We start from the raw sequence: 22,836 nt of genomic DNA on the forward strand, positions 1-22,836 counted from the left end.
CTGATCGCCCCCGTTGCCCGCGCGAACACGCTACGAACCGATTCAGGAGAACAACATGCCCCCGCACAATACCGATGATGTCCGCATTCGCGAATTGAAGGAACTCACGCCGCCCGCTCACCTGATCCGCGAATTTGCCTGCGACGAGACGGTTTCCAACGTGATCTACGACTCGCGCACCGCGATGCATCGCATTCTGCACGGCATGGACGATCGTCTGATCGTCGTGATCGGCCCGTGCTCGATTCACGATCCGAAGGCCGCGATCGAATACGCGGGGCGTCTGATCGAGCAGCGCAAGCGCTTTGCCGGCGAACTCGAAGTCGTGATGCGCGTGTACTTCGAAAAGCCGCGTACGACGGTGGGCTGGAAGGGTCTCATCAACGACCCGCATATGGACAACAGCTTCAAGATCAACGAAGGTCTGCGCACCGCGCGCGAACTGCTTCTGCGCATCAACGAACTCGGCCTGCCGGCCGGCACCGAGTACCTCGACATGATCAGCCCGCAGTACATCGCGGATCTGATCTCCTGGGGTGCCATCGGCGCGCGCACGACCGAATCGCAGGTGCACCGGGAGCTGGCTTCGGGACTGTCGTGCCCGGTCGGCTTCAAGAACGGCACGGACGGCAACGTGAAGATCGCCGTCGACGCGATCAAGGCCGCCTCGCAGCCGCACCATTTCCTGTCGGTCACGAAGGGCGGCCACTCGGCGATCGTATCGACCGCGGGCAACGAGGACTGCCACGTGATTCTGCGCGGCGGCAAAACGCCGAACTACGACGCCGACAACGTCAACGCGGCCTGCGCGGACATCGGCAAGGCGGGTCTCGCCGCGCGTCTGATGATCGATGCGAGCCACGCGAACAGTTCGAAGAAGCACGAGAACCAGATTCCGGTGTGCGCGGACATCGGCCGTCAGATCGCCGCGGGTGACGAGCGGATCGTCGGCGTGATGGTGGAGTCGCACCTCGTCGCGGGTCGCCAGGATCTGCAGGAAGGCTGCGAGCTCACGTACGGCCAGAGCATTACCGATGCGTGTATCGGCTGGGACGAAAGCGTCGCGGTGCTCGAAGGCCTTGCCGAAGCGGTCAGGCAGCGCCGCGTCGCGCGCGGCAGCGGCAACTGAACACCTGCCCCGCCGCCACTGCGGGGGCTTGTCGGCAGTCCGTAGAAGAAACCCGGTTCAATATCGAACCGGGTTTTTTTATTGGCCATTCGGACGAATGGTACTCAGCCTGCTGCCTCGATATCGTCATAGCTCGTTGCCTGGTCGCTTACACGCTTGACCAGGCCGGAGAATGCGTATAAGATTTTATACATGAGGTGGCGATGGAGCAGGAAAAAGAAATTCGCTGGTTAGGCTCCAGCTACCGTGATTTGCTCGCTTTTCCCAACGAAGCGCGTCGTCTCGCAGGGTTTCAGCTTCACAAGATTCAGTCAGGACTCGACCCTGACGACTGGAAACCGTTCGAGTCTATCGGCGCCGGAACGCGCGAAATTCGCATCAGAGACGAGGACGGCATTTTTCGCGTGATGTACGTCACGAAATACGCCGAAGCGCTGTACGTGCTGCATTGCTTTCAGAAGAAAACGCGGAGGCTCGGACCGCACGACAGAAGAATTGCCGAAACGCGCTACCGCGCCATCACCCATTACAGGACCACCCAGCCATGACGATCGACACCAACATTCGTCACGTAACGCGAGCCGGCGCGAACGTGTTCCTCGAACTCGGTTTTTCCGCCGATGAAGCGAAGCGCCTTCACGCGGCGTCGCAAAAGCAGATCAACGACACGCGGCTGCTCAAGGAACAGCTGATGACCGAGCTGTCCACGTGGATCGAACAGCATCATCTGAAGCAGGCCGAGGCGGCCGAAATCCTGATGGTGTCGCGCCCGCGCGTGTCCGACGTCGTCAACAAGAAAACCACCAAGTTCACGATCGACACGCTCGTGGAAATGCTGAGCCGCATCGGCAAGCCGGTCACGCTCGCCGTCGGTTGAGCCTCGGCTCGTGCGACGCACCGTGCGTGTCCATGCGCACATGTGCGTCGCCATTCAAGGCGCGCCGCGATCGTGCTGCCACAGCACGTCGGTGCCGCCGTCCGCGCGATTGAGCACGCGCGCCAGCACGAACAGCAGATCGGACAGCCGGTTCACGTACTGACGTGGCGCCGCGTTCAGCGCCTCGTGTTCGCCAAGCGCGACGATCGCCCGCTCCGCGCGGCGGCAAACGGTACGGCACACATGCGCGAGCGCGGCCGCGCGCGAACCGCCCGGCAGAATGAATTCCTTCAGCGGCGGCAGCGTGGCGTTGTAGTCGGCGAGCCAGCCGTCGAGCTGCGCGAGATGCTGTTCGGTAATCATCGTGTGACCGGGAATGCACAGCTCGCCGCCCAGATCGAACAGGTCGTGCTGGATTGCGACCAGCGCCGCGCGTACGTTCTCGGGCAGGTTCTCGCACAACAGCACGCCGAGATTCGAATTGAGTTCGTCGACGTCGCCAATCGCGGCGATACGCGCGCTGTCCTTGCGCACGCGGCGACCGTCGCCGAGACCGGTGGTGCCGTCGTCGCCGGTGCGAGTGGCGATCTTGCTGAGGCGATTGCCCATGACGTCTCCCATGTATTAGTGACGATGCTGCCAGCTGGTTTGTCCATATTGCACGCATCGCGAAATCGCCGCCATTATATGAGCGGAAGCCGACCCAGCGCTGCCTGGCGGGCGAACGGCGTAAAATGAAACACTTGCTGCAAACAGACCGTTATTTAAAGAAACTTTCATGGGACCGGAGCAAGCGTTGAAGCGCCAACTCCGATCGAGCTAAAGCATGGGACCGGAGTAAGCGCTGTAGCGCTAACTCCGGTCGACACAGGAGACATGCGTGAACCATCCCGTGCCGCCGGCGCCGCTACGCCGGCCGTTTCCAGCCGAATTGCTGAACCAGCTAAAAGCCGCTTTCGGCAATCGCGTTTCCGTTGCCGAAGCCGTGCGTGCGCACCACGGCCGCGACGAATCACCGTTCGATCCGCAACTGCCTGACGCCGTCGTGTTCGCGCGTACAAGCGAAGACGTGCAAACCGCCGTCAAGCTGTGCGGCCAGTACGACGTGCCGATCATTCCGTACGGCAATGGCTCGTCGCTCGAAGGACATCTGCTTGCCGTGCAAGGCGGCGTGTCGATCGATCTGTCGGAAATGAACCGGGTGTTGTCGATCAACGCCGAAGACCTGACCGTCACCGTCGAGCCCGGCATCTCGCGCAAGCAACTGAACGAAGCGCTGCGCGACACCGGCCTGTTCTTCCCGATCGACCCCGGCGCGGACGCGAGCATCGGCGGGATGTCGGCAACCCGCGCGTCGGGTACCAACGCCGTGCGCTACGGCACGATGCGCGAGAACGTGCTCGGCCTGACGGTCGTGCTCGCCGATGGCCGCGTGATCAAGACCGGCTCGCGCGCGCGCAAATCGTCGGCGGGGTACGACCTCACGCGCCTGTTCGTCGGCTCGGAAGGCACGCTCGGCGTGATTACCGAAATCACGCTGCGCCTCTATCCGCAGCCGGAGGCGGTGTCGGCCGCGGTGTGCACGTTCCCGTCGATGGGCGATGCGGTGCGCGCGGTCATCGAGACGATCCAGATCGGCGTGCCGATCGCGCGTGTCGAGTTCGTCGATTCACTTGCGATCCGCTCGATCAATCGCCATTCGAATCTGACACTGCGCGAAGCGCCCACATTGTTCTTCGAATTTCACGGCACCGAGGCCGGCGTCAAGGAACAGGCCGAACTCGTGCAGGAAATCGCCGCACAGAATGCCGGTGAAGGCTTCGAATGGGCGACGCGCCCCGAAGACCGCAGCCGTCTGTGGAACGCGCGTCACAACGCCTATTTCGCGATGCTGCAACTGAAGCCCGGCTCGCGCGCGGTCACCACCGACGTCTGCGTGCCGATCTCGCGTCTCGCGCAGTGTGTGGTCGAAACGGAGCAGGATCTGTTGGCGTCGCCGCTGCCCTGCCCGATCGTCGGCCATGTCGGCGACGGAAACTTCCACGTCGCGATCCTGATCGATCCGGACAAGCCCGAAGAGCTCGAGGAAGCCGAGCGCCTGAACCATCGCATCGTGCAGCGCGCGCTGCGGATGGACGGCACCTGCACCGGCGAGCATGGCATCGGCCTGCACAAGATGGGCTTTCTGCTCGAGGAGCACGGCGACGTCGCGGTCGACACGATGCGCTCCATCAAGCACGCGCTAGACCCTCGCAATCTGATGAACCCGGGCAAGATTTTCGCCTGGGCGGCGGCCTGATCGACACTGCGCATGCCGGCCGCGGCAAACCGCTGACACGCCCGGCGGCAACCGCGCCAAGCTGAACACGCAAGTGATGCGAAGCAGGCAGCACGAAACAGGCAGCACGAAACGGCCGGCTCGAACCAGCAAGCCGGACCGGCGCAAGCCACGAGGAGACAACTCACATGAACGCACCCGCTGAACTGTCGGCCGAAGTCCTCGCGCAGCGTCAGCGCGAAGTCGTGCAGGCGCTGATGGCCGTGTTGCCGACCCACTGTCTGCTGTATCGCGAAGAAGACACCGTCGCGTACGAATGCGACGGGCTCGCCGCGTACCGGCGTCTGCCGCTCGCGGTCGTGTTGCCGGAAACCGAATCGCAGGTGCAGCGCATCGTGCAGATCTGCCATCGCCTCGAGGTGCCCATCGTGCCGCGCGGCGCGGGCACCGGGCTGTCCGGCGGCGCGATGCCGATTCGGCACGGCGTGGTGGTATCGCTCGCGCGCTTTCGCAAGATCGTCGAAGTCGACTCGTACGCGCGCATCGCGACCGTGCAGCCGGGCGTGCGCAATCTGGCGATCTCCGAAGCCGCGGCGCCGTATGGTCTTTACTATGCGCCGGATCCGTCGTCGCAGATTGCCTGCACGATCGGCGGCAACGTGTCGGAGAATTCGGGCGGCGTGCATTGCCTGAAGTACGGCCTCACCGTGCACAACGTGCTGCGCGTGCGCGCGGTCACGATGGAAGGCGAGATCGTCGAATTCGGCTCGCTCGCGCCCGACGCGCCGGGGCTCGATCTGCTCGCGGTGCTGATTGGCAGCGAGGGCATGTTCGCGATCGTCACCGAGGTCACCGTCAAGCTGATCCCGAAGCCGCAAACCGCGCAGGTCATCATGGCCAGCTTCGACGACGTCGTCAAAGGCGGCGACGCCGTTGCGGGCATCATCGCGGCGGGCATCATTCCGGCCGGCCTCGAGATGATGGACAAGCCCGCCACGCGCGCGGTCGAGGAGTTCGTCAACGCCGGCTACGACCTCGACGCGGCGGCGATCCTGCTGTGCGAATCGGACGGCACGCCCGAGGAAGTCGCGGCCGAGATCGTGCGCATGACCGCGGTGCTGCGCGAGCACGGCGCGACCCGTATCCAGATTTCACGCACGGAAGCCGAGCGCCTGCGCTTCTGGTCCGGGCGCAAGAACGCGTTTCCGGCCGCCGGCCGCATTTCGCCGGACTACTACTGCATGGACGGTACCGTGCCGCGCCGCAGTATCGGGCCGCTGCTCGCGCGCATCGAGGAGATGGAGAAGACCTACCAGTTGCGCTGCATCAACGTATTCCATGCCGGCGACGGCAACATGCACCCGCTGATCCTGTTCAACGGCAACGACCAGGACGAGTGGCATCGCGCCGAGTTGTTCGGTTGCGACATCCTCGAAGCTTGCGTCGAGCTGGGCGGCACGGTGACGGGCGAGCATGGCGTCGGCATCGAGAAGATCAATTCGATGTGCGTGCAGTTCTCGCCCGAAGAGCGCGACACGTTCCACGCGGTCAAGCGAGCATTCGACGCGCCCGGCCTATTGAACCCCGACAAGGGCATCCCGACGCGGGCGCGCTGTGCCGAATACGGCAAGATGCACGTGCGCGGCGGCCTGCTGCCTCATCCCGAGCTGCCGCGCTTCTAGCGGCTGGCGTTTGCAGCGCGCATCCACCGTTGGCCCCGCCCGCGCTGATGCTGGCGCGGCCTGCGCGGCGCTTTGCGCCCTCCCCTCCAGACCGATGCCGCGCCCCGTCATGCGGGTGCGCTCCGGCTTGCCAGCGAGCCGCCGCCCGGTACAATCAAACGAAACACAACGAGCAGGCCACCATGGAAGAGGACGACATCGTCGCCGTATGGTCCGAACGCGTGCGTTTGGCCAGCGCCGAGGGACGCGCGCTGCGCATCCGCGGCGGCGGCACCAAAGACTGGTATGGCCAGACGCTGGAAGGTGAGATCCTCGACACGCGCGCTTATCGCGGCATCATCGCGTACGATCCGGCCGAGCTCGTGATCACCGCGCGCGCGGGGACACCGCTGCTGGAAATCGAAGCCGCGCTCGCCGAGCACAACCAGATGCTGCCGTTCGAGCCGCCGCACTTCGGGCCGCAGGCCACCTTCGGCGGCTGCATCGCCGCTGGCATTTCGGGGCCGCGCAGGCCGGCCGTCGGCGCCGCGCGCGACTTCGTGCTCGGCGCCGTCGTGATGAACGGCCAGGGGCAGGTGCTGCACTTCGGCGGCCAGGTCGTCAAGAACGTCGCGGGTTACGACGTGTCGCGGCTGCTCGCGGGCTCGCTCGGCACGCTCGGGCTGATCCTCGAGCTGTCGGTCAAAGTGCTGCCGCGGCCGCAGGTCGAAGCCACGCTGAAGTTCGACATGAACGGCACCGATGCGGTACGCAAGCTCAACGAATGGGGCGGCCGGCCCCTGCCGATCACCGCGAGCGCATGGCGCAACGGCACGCTCGCGGTGCGCCTGGGCGGCGCGGAAGCCGCGGTCAAGGCAGCGCGCACCGGGCTCGGCGGCGAAGTCGTCGATGCGGTCGAAGCTGAACGCTTCTGGGCCGGCCTGCGCGAACAGACCGATTCGTTTTTCGCGGGCATTCCACCGAAGGCCGCGCTGTGGCGTCTCGCGCTACCGTCGATCACCGAGCCGCTGCAGCTGCCCGGCGCGCAACTGATGGAATGGGGCGGCGGCCAGCGCTGGTGGATCACCGACACCGACGCGCAAACCGTGCGCATCAGCGCGAAACAGGCCGGCGGCCACGCGACCATCTTCCGCAGCGGCCACGGCTACGACCGTGGCGCCGGCGTATTCACACCGCTGCCCGCGCCGCTGATGAAAATCCATCGCGGCCTCAAACATGCATTCGACCCGGCCCGCATCTTCAACCGCGGCCGTCTCTACTCCGACTTCTGAGCGACGCGATGCAAACCAACCTCGCGGACTTCATTCGTAATACGCCCGATGGCAACGAAGCGGACGCCATCCTGCGCAAATGCGTGCATTGCGGTTTTTGCACCGCCACCTGCCCAACCTACCAACTGCTTGGCGACGAGCTCGACGGCCCGCGCGGGCGCATCTATCTGATCAAGCAGATGGTCGAAGGCGCGCCGGTCACGCGCAGCACGCAGGTTCACCTCGACCGCTGCCTGACCTGCCGCAATTGCGAATCGACCTGCCCGTCGGGCGTGCAATATGGGCGGCTCGTCGAAATCGGCCGCAAGCTCACCGAAGAGAAAGTCACGCGTCCGCTCAATCAGCGGCTGATGCGGCGCCTGCTCGCGAGCGTGCTGCCGAACAGCGCGATCTTCACGCCGGCGATGCGGCTGGGTCAGCACGTGCGCGGCCTGCTGCCGAAGAAGCTGCGCGACAAGGTGCCCGCGCGCCAGCACCCGCTCGAATGGCCGAGCGCAAAACACGAACGCAAGGTGCTGATGCTGGCGGGCTGCGTGCAACCGTCGATGATGCCGAACGTCAACATCGCGACCGCGCGCGTGTTCGATGCGCTCGGCATCGAAACGCTGATCGCGCCCGACGCCGGCTGCTGCGGCGCGATCCGCCTGCACCTCGGCTACCACGACGAAGCGCTCGACGACCTGCGCGCGAACATCGACGCATGGTGGCCCTACGTCGAACAGGGCGTTGAAGCGATCGTGATGAACGCGTCGGGCTGCGGCGCGACGGTCAAGGAATACGCGCACCTGCTGCGCCTCGATCCGAACTATGCCGAGAAGGCGCGCCGCATCGTCGAATTGACGCGCGACGTCTCCGAGATCCTGCTCGAGTTCGAGGAACAGCTCGTCGCCATCACGCGCCGCCGCTCGGTACACACGGTCGCGTTTCATCCACCCTGCACGCTGCAGCATGGCCAGCAGATCCGCGGCAAGGTCGAGCAACTGCTCGGCGCGCTCGGCGTCGAAGTGCGCCTGCCCGCCGACAGCCATCTGTGCTGCGGCTCGGCCGGCACCTACTCGCTGCTGCAGCCGCGCATGTCGTACGCGCTGCGCGACCAGAAGCTCGCGCGTTTGCAGGCGCAGGAGCCGCAGGTGATCGTGTCGGCGAACGTCGGTTGCATCGCGCATCTGCAAAGCGGTACGTCGACGCCGGTCGCGCACTGGATCGAATTGGTCGAGCACATGCTGTCCGTATAATCGGGGCATCGTCTTCGCTGAACACCGGTTCGTTCCATGTCCGATCTGCCTCACAATCTCGCCGACGTGCACGAGCGCATCGCCAGGGCCGCGCAAGCGGCCCACCGCGACGCGCAGTCCGTGACGCTGCTCGCGGTCTCCAAAACGTTTCCCGCCGATGCCGTGCGCGCCGCTCATGCGGCCGGTCAACGCGCCTTCGGCGAGAACTACGTGCAGGAAGCGCTCGACAAGATCCAGACACTTGCCGATCTGCGCGCGTCGCTCGAATGGCATTTCATCGGGCCGCTGCAATCGAACAAGACGCGGCCCGTCGCCGAGCATTTCGACTGGGTACATTCGGTCGATCGGCTGAAGATCGCGCAGCGGCTGTCGGAGCAGCGCCCGGACAACCTGCCGCCGCTCAACGTGTGCCTGCAGGTCAACGTCAGCGGTGAGGCGTCGAAGAGTGGCGTCGCCATCGCCGAGGCGGCCGCTATCGCGCAGCAGATCGCCGCGCTGCCGAAGCTGAAGCTGCGCGGACTGATGTCGATTCCCGAACCGGGCGGCGATCTCGCAGAACAACGCGCGCCGCATCGCCAATTGCGCGAGCTATTCGAGCGCTTGCGTAACGACGGGCTCGCGCTCGATACGCTGTCGATGGGCATGTCTGCCGATCTCGAAGCAGCCGTGCTCGAAGGCGCGACGATCGTGCGCGTCGGCACCGCGATCTTCGGCGCACGCGATTATTCGCGCTGAGCATTTCCACGGGCCTTGCGCGAACCTGGCTGCGCGAAGCCCTCACCGCATCTCATCTGAACCTACCCGGACCATCATGAAAATTGCGTTTATCGGCGGCGGCAACATGGCCGCGGCGTTGATCGGCGGCCTCATCAAGCGGGGCGTCGCGCCCGCGGACCTGTACGCGGTCGATCCGAACGAAGACGCGCGCCAGCGCAACGAGCAGCAATTTGGCATCCGCACCGGCGCGGCCGCCGACGTCTCGCTCGCCGACTACGACGCGGTCGTGCTCGCGGTGAAGCCGCAGATCCTGAAGAGCGTCGCCGGGACGCTGGCGCCGCATCTGCGCGCGTCGCAACTCGTCGTCAGCATCGTCGCGGGCATTCGGATCGGCGACATGTCGCGCTGGCTCGCTGGCCACAACCGCATCGTGCGCGTGATGCCGAATACGCCGGCGCTGATCGGCAGGGGCGTCACGGGTCTCGTCGCCAGCGGCAGCGTCGACGAAGCGGGCCGCGCGCTCGCGTCGCAGGTGCTCGGCGCGGTCGGCGAAACCGTCTGGTTCGACGACGAAGCGAAGATCGACGCGGTCACCGCGATCTCGGGCAGCGGGCCGGCCTACGTGTTCTATTTCATCGAAGCGCTGCAGGAAGCCGCGCGCCAGCTCGGTATGGACGAAGCGCAGGGCCGCGCGCTGGCGGTCGCGACCTTCACGGGCGCCGCGCAACTCGCGGCCAATTCCGACGAGCCGCCGAGCGTGCTGCGCGAGCGCGTGACATCCAAAGGCGGCACGACCGCGGCAGCGCTCGCCTCGTTCGAAGCGAGCGGCATCAAGGACGCGATCGTGCGCGGCGCACTGGCCGCCGACGCGCGGGCGCGCGAGATGGGCGACGAATTCGGCAAGCAGTAACGCGAACCGGCGTCGAAAAGAAACAGCGGAAACAGACACGCCGTAGCGCGACTGTCCTTCTTCTCATCAGGGCAGGCGCCTACGGCGTGTAGAAACGCAGCGGTCTGAAGCCAGAAAAGCGCTGACGCGAATTAAAACGAAGCCACCACGTAATGCGCGGCGATCCCCGCGAACAACGCGCCGCCGAGCCAGTTGTTGTGACGGAACGCGGCAAAGCACGGCATGCGCTCGCGATGGCGGATCAGCGTGTAGTGATAGATCGCGCAACCCACCGCGACCGCCCAGCCGATCCAGTACAGCGGACCAAACCCGAGCGTCACGCCGATGCCGACGTAAATCCCGAGCGTCACCGCATAGCACAGCATGACCGCGGCCACGTCGAAACGGCCGAACGTCAGCGCCGACGTCCGGATGCCGATCTTGATGTCGTCGTCGCGATCGACCATCGCGTATTCGGTGTCGTACGCAACGGCCCAGAAGATATTCGCGACCAGCATCGCCCACGCGAGCAGCGGCACGTGATCCTGCACAGCGGCGAACGCCATCGGAATACCGAAGCCGAACGCGATGCCCAGATACGCCTGCGGAATCGCGAAGAAGCGCTTCACGAACGGATACGTGCCCGCGACGAACAGCGCGACCACCGACAACTCCTTGGTCAATGCATTGAGCGGCTGAATCAGTAGAAACGCGACCAGCGACAGCACGGTTGCCAACACGACCGCTTCCCACGCATTGATCTTGCCGGACGTGATCGGCCGGTTCTCGGTGCGCTTCACGTGACGGTCGAAATCGCGGTCCGCGTAGTCGTTGATCGCGCAGCCGGCCGAGCGCATCAGCACCGTGCCGAGCGTGAAGATCACCAGCAATTGCCACGACGGATGACCGCCGGACGCGATCCACAGTGCGTTGAGCGTCGGCCACAGCAGCAGCAGGCTGCCGATCGGCTTGTCCATGCGCACGAGGCGCAGATACAGGGGAAGTCGGGCGAACATGGGACGAATTCGGTGAAGTGCGAACACGGTGCGCCTATTTTACGGGAAGCGCACGGCGGCCCAGGATTCGCGCGGCCGCGTATCGAAGTGCCACGCGCTCGAATCTGTGCGTCGTGCGGCAGCGGCGCAAAAAACAAAGCCTCCCGTGCAGGGAGGCTTGTGCGTTTTTAGCACGGCGCGCGCGATGCCGACGCCGGCATCGGACTCGACTCGACCGGCTCAGCTGCGCCAAATCAGGCGAGCAGCGAGCGCAGCATCCATGCGGTCTTTTCGTGTGTCTGCATGCGTTGCGTGAGCAGGTCGGCGGTCGGCTCGTCGTTGGCGGCTTCCGTCGACGGGAAAATCGCGCGCGCGGTGCGCACCACGGCTTCCTGACCTTCGACCAGCTGACGGATCATGTCTTCCGCGGCCGGCACGCCGTCCGCTTCGGGGATCGATGACAGCTTCGCGAAATCCTTGTAGCTGCCCGGCGCATGCACGCCCAATGCACGGATGCGTTCGGCGATCGAGTCGACCGCGAGCGCGAGTTCGTTGTACTGCGTTTCGAACATCAGGTGCAGCGTATTGAACATCGGACCCGTGACGTTCCAGTGGAAGTTGTGGGTCTTCAGGTACAGCGTGTAGGTGTCGGCGAGCAGACGCGACAGCCCTTCGGCGATCTTCTTGCGATCCTTGTCGCTGATCCCGATGTTGACGTGCTGTACTGCTGCGGCGGCTTCTTTCTTGGCCATGATGACTCCTTTGAAGAGTGATACGAACCGGTCGGCAGATGACGGTCAGCGAAACACGAATAAAACGTTCGACAGTGTAGCGTGAATGCCGCAAGGTTTGCGCAACGCGTGCCCGAGAGCCTTGCTGCGCAGCCATTCTGGCGGTACGGCGCTCAGCCGCCCAGCGCGTGTTGCAACGCCTGCGCGGCGATTACCGCAAAGCCGCTCGCGACGATCGCAAAGCCCAGCGCCTTGCGAAACATCAACGCCTGCCATTGCGCCTGCCATTGCGCCTGCATGCTCGGCGCGGCGGCCCGACCGCCAATGCTCGCCATCATCATCCGAATCATGATCGTACTCCGGGTTCGTCTCGTGACGGACCGCAGCAATGCGCCGCGCCGTCGATGACTTTGCCAATGCTTTGCCACTGCTTTACCATCCGCCGCGTCTATGACGCCTAGCGGTTCCTGCCTTCCCGCAACGCGGCGAGCGCCGCGATCACACCTTCCGCGTAAGCCGGATCGGCGCGGCGGAAATGCTCGATCTGACGCGCGACGATCTCCTGCGGCACGCCGTCGATATGTCGCGCGATATTGCCGAACAGACGCTCACGTTGCGCGTCGTCGAACAGCGCGAACAACATGCGCGGCTGCGTGTAGTAGTCGTCGTCCTCGCGATGCTCGTAACGCGCGACCGCGCCCGCCGCGAGCGGCGGCTCGGACGCGTTCGCGTCCTGCACGAAGTCGCCGAAGCGATTCGGCTCGTAATTCACGTTGCCGCCGCGATTGCCGTCGGTGCGCAGCGCGCCATCGCGATGAAACGAATGCGGGTTCGGCACGCGCGGCGCATTCACCGGGATCTGGTGATGATTGATGCCGAGCCGGTAACGCTGCGTATCGCCGTACGAGAACAGCCGCCCCTGCAACAGACGGTCCGGCGAAAATCCTATGCCCGGCACCACGTTCGCCGGCGTGAACGCCGCCTGCTCGACGTCCGCGAAATAGTTCGCCGCGTTGCGATTCAGTTCGAGCGTGCCGACGTCGATCAACGGATAGTCCTTCTGCGACCACACCTTCGTGATGTCGAACGGATTGAAGCGGTAGTTCGCCGCATCCGCTTCCGGCATCACCTGAATTGCGAAGCGCCACTTCGGAAAGTTGCCCGCGTCGATGCTGTTCACCAGATCGCGCTGCGCGCTTTCGCGGTCATTGGCGACTACCTGCGCGGCATCGGCGTCGGTGAAGTTGTCGATGCCTTGCAGCGACTTGAAGTGGAACTTGACCCAGAAACGCTCGTCGCTCGCGTTGATGAACGAGTACGTGTGCGAGCCGAAGCCGTGCATCTGCCGGTAGTTCTTCGGAATGCCGCGATCGCTCATCAGAATCGTCACCTGATGCAGCGACTCCGGATGACTCGACCAGAAGTCCCACGCGGCGACGTTGCTGCGCAGATTCGTGTACGGATCACGCTTCTGCGTATGAATGAAGTCCGGAAACTTGAGCGGATCGCGAATGAAGAACACCGGCGTGTTGTTGCCGACCACGTCCCAGTTGCCTTCTTCGGTGTAGAACTTGATCGAGAAGCCGCGCACGTCGCGCTCGGCGTCGGCCGCGCCACGCTCGCCGGCCACCGTCGAAAAGCGCATGAAAAGCGGCGTTTCCTCGCCGACCTGCGCGAATACCTTCGCCTTTGTGTAGCGCGAAATGTCGTGCGTCACCGTCAGCGTGCCGAACGCGCCCGAACCCTTCGCGTGAACGCGCCGCTCGGGAATCACTTCGCGATCGAAGTGCGCGAGCTTTTCGAGCAGCCAGACGTCCTGCAGCACCACGGGGCCACGCGGGCCGGCGGTCATCGAGTTCTGGTGATCGGCGACGGGCGCGCCGGCGGCATTGGTGAGCTTACGTTCGGACATGGGCACTCCTGCGTGGTTTCTATCGAATCGGGGGCAAAGCATGCGGCATCCGTGCGCGACGGACGCCGTCACGGGTAGGCACGTCAGGCGGCCAGCACCCGGTCGGCCAGCAACGACACGGCGACCGTACGGATACTCGGCGCGACGGCCGTCGTGGCCGGTTGCGCGGGAAAAGCGTGGATGGGCTGTGAAAGCGCGTGCATGGTGTTTTCCTCCTGGCTTGTCTCGCGCCCCGACTCGGAGTCCGGGCGCTGAGCCTTATCGAATCAAGGGATCGGGCGATCCGTGGAGGAAACTATAGCAACACCTATCGAATATTCGTATTTGATTAATTTAATCTATTCGATAGGGCTTGGGCCCTTTTTGCGGCAGGCCGCACCGGTGTCCGGCGCGGCTGCGGATGCTGGCGAGTCAGTTGACGGCGGCGGGCAGATCGAGCTTTTTGACGCCCGGCAGGTCGCACGCGGCGATTGCGTCACAGATCGCGTCGATCGCGGGCATGCGCGTGAAGCTCTTGCGCCATGCCAGCACGACGCGGCGATCGGGCACCGGCTCGTCGAACGCGACATAGCTGAGCAGGCCCGCGTCGATACCGCCCGCATGTGGCTTGACCTCGTACACCGACATGCGCGGCAGCACGGTAATGCCGACGCCGCTGGCGACCATATGACGAATCGTTTCGAGCGACGAGCCCTCGAAGGTCTTCTGGATGCCGTCGGCGTTCTGCGAAAAGCGCATCAGCTCGGGACACACGCCGAGCACGTGATCGCGGAAGCAGTGCCCGCTGCCGAGCAGCAGCATGGTTTCCTGCTTCAGGTCGTCGGGGTCGATCTTCGGGCGGCTTTCCCATGCGTGGCCGGACGGCAGCGCGACGACGAACGGCTCGTCGTACAGCGGACGCAGCATCAGCCCGGTTTCGGGAAACGGCAGCGCCATGATCGCCACGTCGATTTCGCCCTGCTTGAGCAGCTCGATCAGCTTCAGCGTGTAGTTTTCCTGCAGCATCAGCGGCATTTGCGGCACGCGCCGGATCATCTGCTTGACGAGCGTCGGCAGCAGGTACGGTCCGATGGTGTAGATCACGCCGAGGCGCAGCGGACCGAGCAGCGGGTCCTTGCCCTGCTTGGCGATTTCCTTGATCGCGAGCGTCTGCTCGAGCACGCGTTGCGCCTGCGTAACGATCTGTTCGCCGATCGGCGTCACGCTGACCTCGCTGGTTCCGCGCTCGAAAATCTGCACGTTCAGCTCGTCTTCGAGCTTCTTGATGGCGACGGACAGCGTGGGCTGGCTGACGAAACACGCTTCGGCGGCACGGCCGAAGTGCCGCTCGCGGGCCACCGCCACGATGTATTTCAATTCGGTGAGCGTCATTCGGGGATCAATCAGTCCGATGGATTCGATAGGTTCTAGTTATACACCTATAGGGTCGGTTCGCCAACTTTTTAGCCGTTGTGCTTGCGGCGGGGACGGCGCTCAGGCCTTCAGATACTGCTCGCGCGCGCCGAGCCAGCGCGCCAGATGCTGAATGACCACGTCCGGATATTGGTCGAGCAGCGTCGCGGCGGCTTCGCGCGCCGGCTCGATGAGGTGCTGATCGTTCTGCAGGTCGGCGAAACGCAGCATCGCGGCGCCTGACTGCCGCGCGCCGAGGAACTCGCCAGGCCCGCGGATTTCGAGGTCGCGGCGGGCGATCTCGAAGCCGTCGGTGGTTTCGCGCATCGTTTGCAGGCGCGCGCGGGCGGTCATCGACAGCGGTCCGGTGTAGAGCAGCACGCAGACCGACGCGGCGCTGCCGCGCCCCACGCGTCCGCGCAACTGATGCAGCTGCGCGAGACCGAAGCGCTCCGCATGCTCGATCACCATCAACGATGCGTTCGGCACGTCGACGCCGACTTCGATCACCGTGGTCGCGACCAGCAGCTGGATCTCGTTGCGCGAGAACGCGTCCATCACCGTGGCCTTTTCGGCGGGCGCGAGGCGCCCGTGCACCAGCCCGACCTTCAGCTCGGGCAGCGCGGCCACCAGTGTCTCGTAGGTCTCGACCGCGGTTTGCAACTGCAGGGTCTCGCTTTCCTCGATCAGCGGACACACCCAGTACACCTGGCGCCCCGTCAACGCCGCCTCGCGCACGCGGCCCATCACCTCTTCGCGGCGCGCGTCGGACACGAGCTTCGTGAGGATCGGGGTGCGGCCGGGCGGCAGTTCGTCGATCGTGGAGACGTCGAGGTCCGCGTAGTAGGTCATGGCGAGCGTGCGCGGAATCGGCGTCGCGGACATCATGAGTTGATGCGGCTGGAAGTCGGCCGCGCCGTCGGCGGCGCCCTGCGCCTTCGCGCGCAACGCGAGCCGTTGCGCGACGCCGAAGCGATGCTGCTCGTCGACGATCACGAGTCCGAGGCGCGCGAACTCGACCGCGTCCTGAATGATCGCGTGCGTGCCGATCACGAGCTGCGCGGTGCCGAGCGCGGCCGCTTCGATCGCGGCGCGCTTCTCCTTCGTCTTCAGACTGCCCGCGAGCCACGCGACACTCACGCCGAGCGGCTCGAGCCAGCCGCGCAATTTGCGCGCGTGCTGCTCGGCGAGAATTTCGGTCGGCGCCATCAGCGCGGCCTGGTAGCCGGCGTCGATCGCCTGCGCGGCGGCGAGCGCCGCAACGATCGTCTTGCCGCTGCCGACGTCGCCCTGCAACAGCCGCTGCATCGGATGCGGCTGCGTCAGGTCGAGCGCGATCTCGCCGCCGACGCGCTGCTGCGCGGCCGTCAGTGTAAATGGCAGCGCCTTCAGCAGCCGCGCGACCAGCGCCGATTCGTCGCCGAGCTTGCGGCGCGGCATGGCCGGCGCGGCGCGCGTGCGCCGCTCGTCGTGCGCGCGCTTCAGCGACATCTGCTGCGCGAGCAGCTCCTCGAACTTGATACGCACCCAGGCCGGATGCGTGCCGTCGATCAGCGCCGTTTCGTCCGACTGCGGGCCCGGATGATGCAGCGTGCGCACCGCGTCCATCAGCGCCGGCACGCCGAGCGGTTCGAGAAACGCGCGCGCGACCGGCGCGGGCAGCAACTCCGGCAGCGACGTGCGCGCGAGCGCGTTGTCGATCGCCTTGCGCAGATACGCCTGCGACACGCCCGCGGTGCTCGGATAGACCGGCGTCAGCGCCTGCGGCAGCGGCGCGTCTTCATCGACGACGCGCACGCTCGGATGCACCATCTCCATGCCGAAGAAGCCGCCGCGCACGTCGCCGCGCACGCGCAGGCGCGCGCCGGGCGCCATCTGCTTGACCTGCGAGCCGTAGAAATTCAGAAAGCGCAGCACGAGTTCGTCGCCGTCGGCGTCGCGCAGCTTCACGAGCAGCTGCCGGCGCGGGCGATAGGCGATCTCATTGTCGAACACCACGCCTTCGGTTTGCGCGATGCCGCCGGGCAGCAAGTGACCGATCGGCGTCAGCGAGGTTTCGTCTTCGTAGCGCATCGGCAGATGCAGCACGAGGTCGATGTCGCGTGTGAGGCCGAGTTTGGCGAGCTTGTCGGCGGTTTTGACCGGGGCTTTGGCGGCGGCTTTTGCCGCGCCTTTGGTTTTGGCGGCGGGTTTGTCGTCGCTCGCGTGGTCGGCGGCGAATTGATCCGGCGGGTCGCCCGCGTGGCCGCCGGGCTTGTCACCGTCGCGCCCGAGATCGTGGCCAGCGGCCGTCATGCCGCCTTGTGCGCCCGCTTGCGCCGCATCCCGCTCCCCCGCCTCCGCCCGCGCACCGCGGCGCCGCGGTTCGGCGCCCGCTTCGAGGGTGGCAACGGACGATCGGCGGTCGGACAAAGGCATAGGCTGCTTCGCAAGTACAATATCGGGTGCTGTCGAAAAGAAGTCGTGCCGCCCTTCGCGCGTCCAGCGTAGGCAGGATGCGGCACAAAGCGCGCGGGCCGCTTCGGCGTCCCGCCATCATAGCCGCCCGGCTCCGGCTTCGGCTCAATTCAGTCCCAAATCAGTCCCAACCCGCTTCCAGTCGTTCGCATGTTTACGCTTTCCGATTTCGATTTCGATCTGCCGCCCGAGCTGATCGCGCAAGTCGCGCTGCCCGAGCGCAGCGCAAGCCGTCTGCTCGACGTGGACGCCGCAGGCGCCGCCGACGGCGCCGCGCGCCTGATCGACCGCCGCTTCACCGAACTGCCCGAGTGCCTCGCGCCGGGCGATCTGCTCGTCTTCAACGATACCAAAGTGCTGAAGGCGCGCTTCTTCGGCCAGAAGTCGAGCGGCGGCAAGATCGAAGTGCTGGTCGAGCGCCTGACCGGCGAGCGCAGCGCGCTCGCGCAGATCCGGGCGAGCAAGAGCCCGCAGGCGGGCACGACGATCCGTCTCGCGGATGCGTTCGACGTCACCGTCGGCGAGCGCGTCGATCAGTTCTACACGCTGCATTTCCCCGACGACTGCCTGACGCTGATCGAGCAGTACGGCCGCCTGCCGCTGCCGCCGTACATCGAGCACGACCCCGACGCGACCGACGAAACCCGCTATCAGACCGTATTCGCGCAGAACCCGGGCGCGGTCGCCGCGCCGACCGCCGGCCTGCACTTCGACGACACGCTGCTCGCCCGCCTCGACGCCCTCGGCATCGACCGCGCGACGCTGACGCTGCACGTCGGCGCGGGCACGTTTCAGCCGGTGCGCGTCGAAAACATCGCCGAGCACAAGATGCACAGCGAGTGGTATCACCTGCCGCAAGCGCTCGCGGACAAGATCGCCGCGACCAAAGCGCGCGGCAACCGGGTGATCGCGGTCGGCACGACGTCGATGCGCGCGCTCGAAGCCGCCGCGCGCGACGCCGAAGCCGCCGGCCATCCGCTCGGCGCGGCGAGCGCGGAAACCGACATCTTCATCACGCCGGGCTACCGGTTCCGCGTGGTCGACCAGCTGGTCACGAACTTCCATTTGCCGAAATCTACGCTGCTGATGCTGGTGTCGGCGTTTGCGGGCGTCGAGACGATTCGCGCCGCGTACCGTCATGCGATCGACGAGCGCTATCGTTTTTTCAGCTACGGTGACGCGATGCTGCTTACGCGGCGCGATGCATGAGCCGGTTCGAGCACTGCTTCAGCGTATTGGCAGTATTCCTAGCCGCCGCGATCCCTCGTGGCGGTTTTCATTGATTGCGCCGGACTGTTTTCCGGTCGCCCAGGAGTGATCCCCATGACCCTTGGTCATCCCTTGCAACAGCCTGCCCATGAGCGCCCGCAGAACGGCCTCAGATTCGAACTGCTCGGCACCGACGGCCTCGCGCGCCGCGGCCGCGTCACGCTCAATCACGGCGTGGTGGAGACGCCGATCTTCATGCCGGTCGGCACCTACGGCACCGTGAAGGCGGTCCAGCCGCGCGAGCTCGACGAAATGCACGCGCAGATCATCCTCGGCAATACGTTTCACCTGTGGCTGCGACCCGGCCTCGAAACCATCGAGGCGCACGGCGGCCTGCACCGCTTCATGGGCTGGAAGAAGCCGATCCTGACCGACTCGGGCGGCTTCCAGGTGTTCTCGCTCGGCGATCTGCGCAAGATCACCGAGGACGGCGTCACGTTCGCGTCGCCGATCAACGGCGACCGGCTGTTCCTGTCGCCGGAAGTGTCGATGCAGATCCAGAAGGTGCTGAACTCGGACATCGTGATGCAGTTCGACGAATGCACGCCGTACGCGACCAACAACATCCCGACCTCGCACAAGGAAGCCGCCGAATCGATGCGCATGTCGATGCGCTGGGCGCAACGCTCGATCGACGAATTCAAGCGCCTCGGCAATCCGAATGCGCTGTTCGGCATCGTGCAGGGCGGCATGTTCGAGGATCTGCGCGACGAGTCGCTCGCCGGCCTCGCGCAGAAGAACTTCCACGGCCTCGCGATCGGCGGTCTGTCGGTTGGCGAGCCGAAGGAAGACATGATGCGGATCCTGAACCACATCGGCCCCAAGCTGCCGGCCGACAAGCCGCACTACCTGATGGGCGTCGGCACGCCGGAAGACCTGGTGGCCGGCGTCGCGGCCGGCGTCGACATGTTCGACTGCGTGATGCCCACGCGCAACGCGCGCAACGGCTGGCTCTTCACGCGTTTCGGCGACATCAAGATCCGCAACGCGACGCACAGGAACTCGCTGCGCCCGCTCGACGAGCAATGCGGCTGCTACACCTGCCGCAACTTCACGCGCGGCTATCTGCACCACCTGCATCGCGTCGGCGAAATTCTCGGCGCGCAGCTGAACACGATCCACAACCTGCATTACTACCTGGAACTGATGCAGGAAATGCGCGATGCGATCGAGGCGAAACTGTTCGAGACATTCCGCAAGCGTTTCCACGAAGACCGCGCGCGCGGCGTCGAACCGTCGTCCTGACGGCCCGCCACATGGATTGCGCATGCCGCACGCGGACAACTTACAATTTACTTTCGCCGGCCGCTGAATTTGCCCCGAATCGGACCTTTAAACGGTTGATCGCAAAGCCAATTCGCCGCGCCGGCGCGCGTGTGGCCGGTGGTAGAATAATCGGCTGATTTTTTTGATCGTTTGACTGATAACGGAGAGACCAACGTGTCGTTCATTTCCAATGCCTTCGCGCAAGGCGCAGCAGCAGGTGGTATCGAATCGAACCTGATGAGCTTCCTGCCGCTGATCCTGATGTTCGGCGTACTGTACTTCATCATGATTCGCCCGCAAATGAAGCGTCAGAAGGAACATCGCAACATGCTCGCAGCGATGGCCAGGGGCGATGAAGTCGTGACGAACGGCGGTATCGTCGGCAAGGTGACGAAGGTGGGCGAAGCCTACGTCGGCATCGAAATCTCGGAAGGCACGGAAGTCACCGTGCAAAAGGCGTCGGTCACGACAATTCTCCCGAAGGGCACGATCAAGTCGCTGTAAGGCCTGCACTCCCCGCGTCCGGTGCGGCCTCGCCGGCGGTTCAGGCAGTTCGCTGAACGGCCCGCGCTCATCGCCGGACGCATCGCATCCAAGCCAACCTTCCCGTTGGACCACTCATGAATCGCTACCCCCTCTGGAAATACGCCGTGATGCTGGTGGCTCTGGTCATCGGCCTCGTGTACACGCTGCCCAATCTGTACGGCGAAGCGCCGGCGGTGCAGGTGTCGAGCGGCAAGGCCACGGTCAGACTCGACGCCGCCACGCTAGCGTCGATCGAAGCCGCGCTCGCGGCCAATCACATCAAGCCGACCGCAATCACGTTCGACAACTCGCAGAACAACGCGAACATCCGCGTGCGCCTGACGAACACGGACACGCAGTTGCGCGTGAAAGACCTGCTGCAGAAGTCGCTCAATAGCGACCCGAACGATCCGCAGTACGTCGTCGCACTGAACCTGCAAAGCGCGTCGCCGACCTGGATGACCGCGCTGCGCGCGCTGCCGATGTACCTCGGTCTCGACCTGCGCGGCGGTGTGCACTTCCTGCTGCAGGTCGACATGGCCGGCGCGCTGAACAAGAAGCTCGACTCGGACGCCTCGGACGTGCGCACGCTCCTGCGCGACAACAACGTGCGCGACGGCGGCGTGAATCGCGTGAACCAGTCGGTGGTGGTGAATCTGGCCGACCAGGCCACGGCGGACGCGGCACTCAAGCTGCTCAGCCGCAGCGTCAGCGAACTTCAGTGGGCGTCGCAGCCGAACACCGGGGCGGACGGCGGCGTGCAGCTCGTCGGCACCTTTACGCCGGCCGTGCAGCGCGAGGTGCAGGAGGCCGCGCTCAAGCAGAACATCACGACGCTGCATAACCGCGTGAACGAACTCGGCGTGGCCGAGCCGGTGATCCAGCAACAGGGCACGGACCGCATCGTCGTCGAGCTGCCGGGCGTGCAGGACACCGCGAAGGCGAAGGACATCATCGGCCGTACGGCGACGCTCGAAGCGCGCCTCGCCGATCCGGTCAACACGCATCCGAACCCGAACGAGCCGGTGCCGCCGGGCGATGAACTCTTCACGCAAGGCAACCAGACGCCGGTGCTGCTGCGCAAGCAGGTGATCTTCACCGGCGACCGCATCATCGACGCGTCGGCGGGCTTCGACGAGCATCAGCGTCCGACGGTCAATATCCGTCTCGACTCGGCCGGCGGCCGCGCGGTGCGCGCGGTATCGCGTGACAACATCGGCAAGCCAATGGCGATGGTGCTGTTCGAGCACGGCAAGGGCGAAGTGCTGACCGTCGCGACGATTCAGTCGGAACTGGGCGACCGCTTCCAGATCACCGGCCAGCCGACCCCGCAAGCGGCCGCCGACCTCGCGCTGCTGCTGCGCGCCGGTTCGCTCGCCGCGCCGATGGAAATCATCGAGGAACGCACGATCGGCCCGAGCCTCGGCGCCGACAACATCAAGAAGGGCTTCCACTCGGTCGTGTGGGGCTTCGCGGCCATCGCCGTATTCATGAGCGCGTACTACATGCTGTTCGGCGTGATCTCGATGATCGGCCTGTCCGTGAACCTGCTGCTGCTGGTCGCGGTCCTGTCGATGCTGCAGGCCACGCTCACGCTGCCGGGTATCGCCGCTATCGCGCTCGCGCTCGGTATGGCGATCGACGCGAACGTGCTGATCAACGAGCGCGTGCGCGAGGAACTGCGCCACGGCGCGCCGCCGCAACTGGCCATCCAGAACGGCTACGCGCATGCATGGGCGACGATTCTCGACTCGAACGTGACCACGCTGATCGCCGGCCTCGCGCTGCTCGCGTTCGGCTCCGGTCCGGTGCGCGGCTTCGCGATCGTCCACTGTATCGGCATTCTGACGTCGATGTTCTCGGCGGTGTTCTTCTCGCGCGGCCTGGTCAACTTCTGGTACGGCGGCAAGAAGAAGCTGAAGTCGCTGTCGATCGGCCAGGTGTGGCGTCCGCAAACGGCGGCGGCAGGCTCGGCCGCGTATGCCGGCAACACCCTCGGCGGCAGCGACGCCGCGACCGACACCGCGCAGGCCATCGCCACGGCGAAGGCGAAGGCGAAAGCGAAGGCAAGCTCGAAGGCACCGGCCGCGGCCGGCGCGCAGGGTCGCTCGAAACCGACCGTGCGTCGCCGCAATGCGCCGGGCACGCCGACGTCGAATGACTCGACGCGGCAAAAACCGGGTTCATCCCGCTGAGTCCCGGAGAACAAGA

At 65.3% G+C, this 22,836-nt stretch carries 20 protein-coding genes; 13 read left to right on the forward strand and 7 right to left on the reverse strand.

What is annotated here, in order from left to right:
* Positions 1–55 precede the first annotated feature (55 nt).
* The 3 genes from aroG to OKW39_RS08950 all read left to right on the forward strand — a co-directional run bounded on the left by aroG (position 56) and on the right by OKW39_RS08950 (position 2,006).
* A complete protein-coding gene (gene aroG / locus OKW39_RS08940; protein ID WP_090805593.1) occupies positions 56–1,129 on the forward strand; it encodes a 3-deoxy-7-phosphoheptulonate synthase AroG in 1,074 nt (357 codons plus the stop codon).
* Between the two features lie 203 nt (positions 1,130–1,332).
* Complete coding sequence (locus tag OKW39_RS08945) at positions 1,333–1,677, forward strand: type II toxin-antitoxin system RelE/ParE family toxin (protein WP_429562455.1); 345 nt, start codon at positions 1,333–1,335, stop codon at positions 1,675–1,677.
* Positions 1,674–2,006 carry a helix-turn-helix domain-containing protein gene (locus OKW39_RS08950; RefSeq protein ID WP_090803102.1) on the forward strand — a complete coding sequence of 111 codons (333 nt, stop codon included), beginning with the start codon at positions 1,674–1,676 and terminating at the stop codon, positions 2,004–2,006. Before OKW39_RS08945 ends, OKW39_RS08950 begins: the two co-directional genes overlap by 4 nt.
* 54 nt (positions 2,007–2,060) lie before the next feature.
* Here OKW39_RS08950 and OKW39_RS08955 read toward each other — a convergent pair whose 3' ends face one another.
* Positions 2,061–2,615: a cob(I)yrinic acid a,c-diamide adenosyltransferase gene (locus OKW39_RS08955; RefSeq protein WP_090803100.1), complete on the reverse strand. Its 555-nt coding sequence runs from the start codon at positions 2,613–2,615 to the stop codon at positions 2,061–2,063.
* Positions 2,616–2,886: 271 nt separating this feature from the next.
* Here OKW39_RS08955 and OKW39_RS08960 point away from each other — a divergent pair, with 271 nt between their 5' ends.
* From OKW39_RS08960 to proC, 6 genes are all read left to right on the forward strand, one after another.
* Positions 2,887–4,305 carry an FAD-linked oxidase C-terminal domain-containing protein gene (locus OKW39_RS08960; RefSeq protein WP_429562456.1) on the forward strand — a complete coding sequence of 473 codons (1,419 nt, stop codon included), beginning with the start codon at positions 2,887–2,889 and terminating at the stop codon, positions 4,303–4,305.
* 167 nt (positions 4,306–4,472) lie between these two features.
* Positions 4,473–5,966, forward strand: coding sequence for an FAD-linked oxidase C-terminal domain-containing protein (locus OKW39_RS08965; RefSeq protein WP_090803097.1), 1,494 nt, complete (start codon positions 4,473–4,475; stop codon positions 5,964–5,966).
* Between the two features lie 182 nt (positions 5,967–6,148).
* A complete protein-coding gene (gene glcE, locus OKW39_RS08970) occupies positions 6,149–7,237 on the forward strand; it encodes a glycolate oxidase subunit GlcE (RefSeq protein WP_429562457.1) in 1,089 nt (362 codons plus the stop codon).
* An 8-nt stretch (positions 7,238–7,245) separates the two neighbouring features.
* Positions 7,246–8,472: a glycolate oxidase subunit GlcF gene (gene glcF / locus OKW39_RS08975; protein ID WP_429562458.1), complete on the forward strand. Its 1,227-nt coding sequence runs from the start codon at positions 7,246–7,248 to the stop codon at positions 8,470–8,472.
* Between the two features lie 36 nt (positions 8,473–8,508).
* Positions 8,509–9,207 carry a YggS family pyridoxal phosphate-dependent enzyme gene (locus tag OKW39_RS08980; protein WP_184055563.1) on the forward strand — a complete coding sequence of 233 codons (699 nt, stop codon included), beginning with the start codon at positions 8,509–8,511 and terminating at the stop codon, positions 9,205–9,207.
* A 76-nt stretch (positions 9,208–9,283) separates the two neighbouring features.
* Complete coding sequence (gene proC / locus OKW39_RS08985) at positions 9,284–10,099, forward strand: pyrroline-5-carboxylate reductase (protein ID WP_429562459.1); 816 nt, start codon at positions 9,284–9,286, stop codon at positions 10,097–10,099.
* A 131-nt stretch (positions 10,100–10,230) separates the two neighbouring features.
* Here proC and ubiA read toward each other — a convergent pair whose 3' ends face one another.
* The 6 genes from ubiA to recG all read right to left on the reverse strand — a co-directional run bounded on the left by ubiA (position 10,231) and on the right by recG (position 17,526).
* Positions 10,231–11,094 carry a 4-hydroxybenzoate octaprenyltransferase gene (gene ubiA / locus OKW39_RS08990; RefSeq protein WP_184062310.1) on the reverse strand — a complete coding sequence of 288 codons (864 nt, stop codon included), beginning with the start codon at positions 11,092–11,094 and terminating at the stop codon, positions 10,231–10,233.
* Between the two features lie 233 nt (positions 11,095–11,327).
* On the reverse strand, positions 11,328–11,825 hold the full coding sequence (locus OKW39_RS08995; RefSeq protein WP_184034504.1) for a Dps family protein: 498 nt from the start codon (positions 11,823–11,825) through the stop codon (positions 11,328–11,330).
* Between the two features lie 152 nt (positions 11,826–11,977).
* Entirely contained in the window at positions 11,978–12,154 is a 177-nt protein-coding gene (locus OKW39_RS09000) for a hypothetical protein (RefSeq protein WP_167368619.1), read from the reverse strand.
* 107 nt (positions 12,155–12,261) lie between these two features.
* A complete protein-coding gene (locus tag OKW39_RS09005) occupies positions 12,262–13,716 on the reverse strand; it encodes a catalase (protein ID WP_429562460.1) in 1,455 nt (484 codons plus the stop codon).
* A 411-nt stretch (positions 13,717–14,127) separates the two neighbouring features.
* Entirely contained in the window at positions 14,128–15,087 is a 960-nt protein-coding gene (locus tag OKW39_RS09010; RefSeq protein WP_090803085.1) for a LysR substrate-binding domain-containing protein, read from the reverse strand.
* Between the two features lie 102 nt (positions 15,088–15,189).
* Positions 15,190–17,526, reverse strand: coding sequence for an ATP-dependent DNA helicase RecG (gene recG, locus OKW39_RS09015; protein ID WP_429562461.1), 2,337 nt, complete (start codon positions 17,524–17,526; stop codon positions 15,190–15,192).
* Positions 17,527–17,715: 189 nt separating this feature from the next.
* Between recG and queA the strand changes: the two genes are divergently transcribed.
* The 4 genes from queA (at position 17,716) to secD (ending at position 22,820) form a co-directional block, all read left to right on the forward strand.
* Entirely contained in the window at positions 17,716–18,774 is a 1,059-nt protein-coding gene (gene queA / locus OKW39_RS09020; protein ID WP_429562462.1) for a tRNA preQ1(34) S-adenosylmethionine ribosyltransferase-isomerase QueA, read from the forward strand.
* Positions 18,775–18,888: 114 nt separating this feature from the next.
* Complete coding sequence (tgt, locus tag OKW39_RS09025) at positions 18,889–20,079, forward strand: tRNA guanosine(34) transglycosylase Tgt (RefSeq protein ID WP_429562463.1); 1,191 nt, start codon at positions 18,889–18,891, stop codon at positions 20,077–20,079.
* 195 nt (positions 20,080–20,274) lie between these two features.
* Positions 20,275–20,604 carry a preprotein translocase subunit YajC gene (yajC, locus tag OKW39_RS09030; protein WP_184034524.1) on the forward strand — a complete coding sequence of 110 codons (330 nt, stop codon included), beginning with the start codon at positions 20,275–20,277 and terminating at the stop codon, positions 20,602–20,604.
* A gap of 116 nt (positions 20,605–20,720) precedes the next feature.
* A complete protein-coding gene (gene secD / locus OKW39_RS09035; RefSeq protein WP_090803076.1) occupies positions 20,721–22,820 on the forward strand; it encodes a protein translocase subunit SecD in 2,100 nt (699 codons plus the stop codon).
* Positions 22,821–22,836: the final 16 nt, after the last annotated feature.

The sequence above is a fragment of the Paraburkholderia sp. MM6662-R1 genome (genome assembly GCF_050436245.1).
Classification (GTDB): Bacteria; Pseudomonadota; Gammaproteobacteria; order Burkholderiales; family Burkholderiaceae; genus Paraburkholderia; species Paraburkholderia tuberum.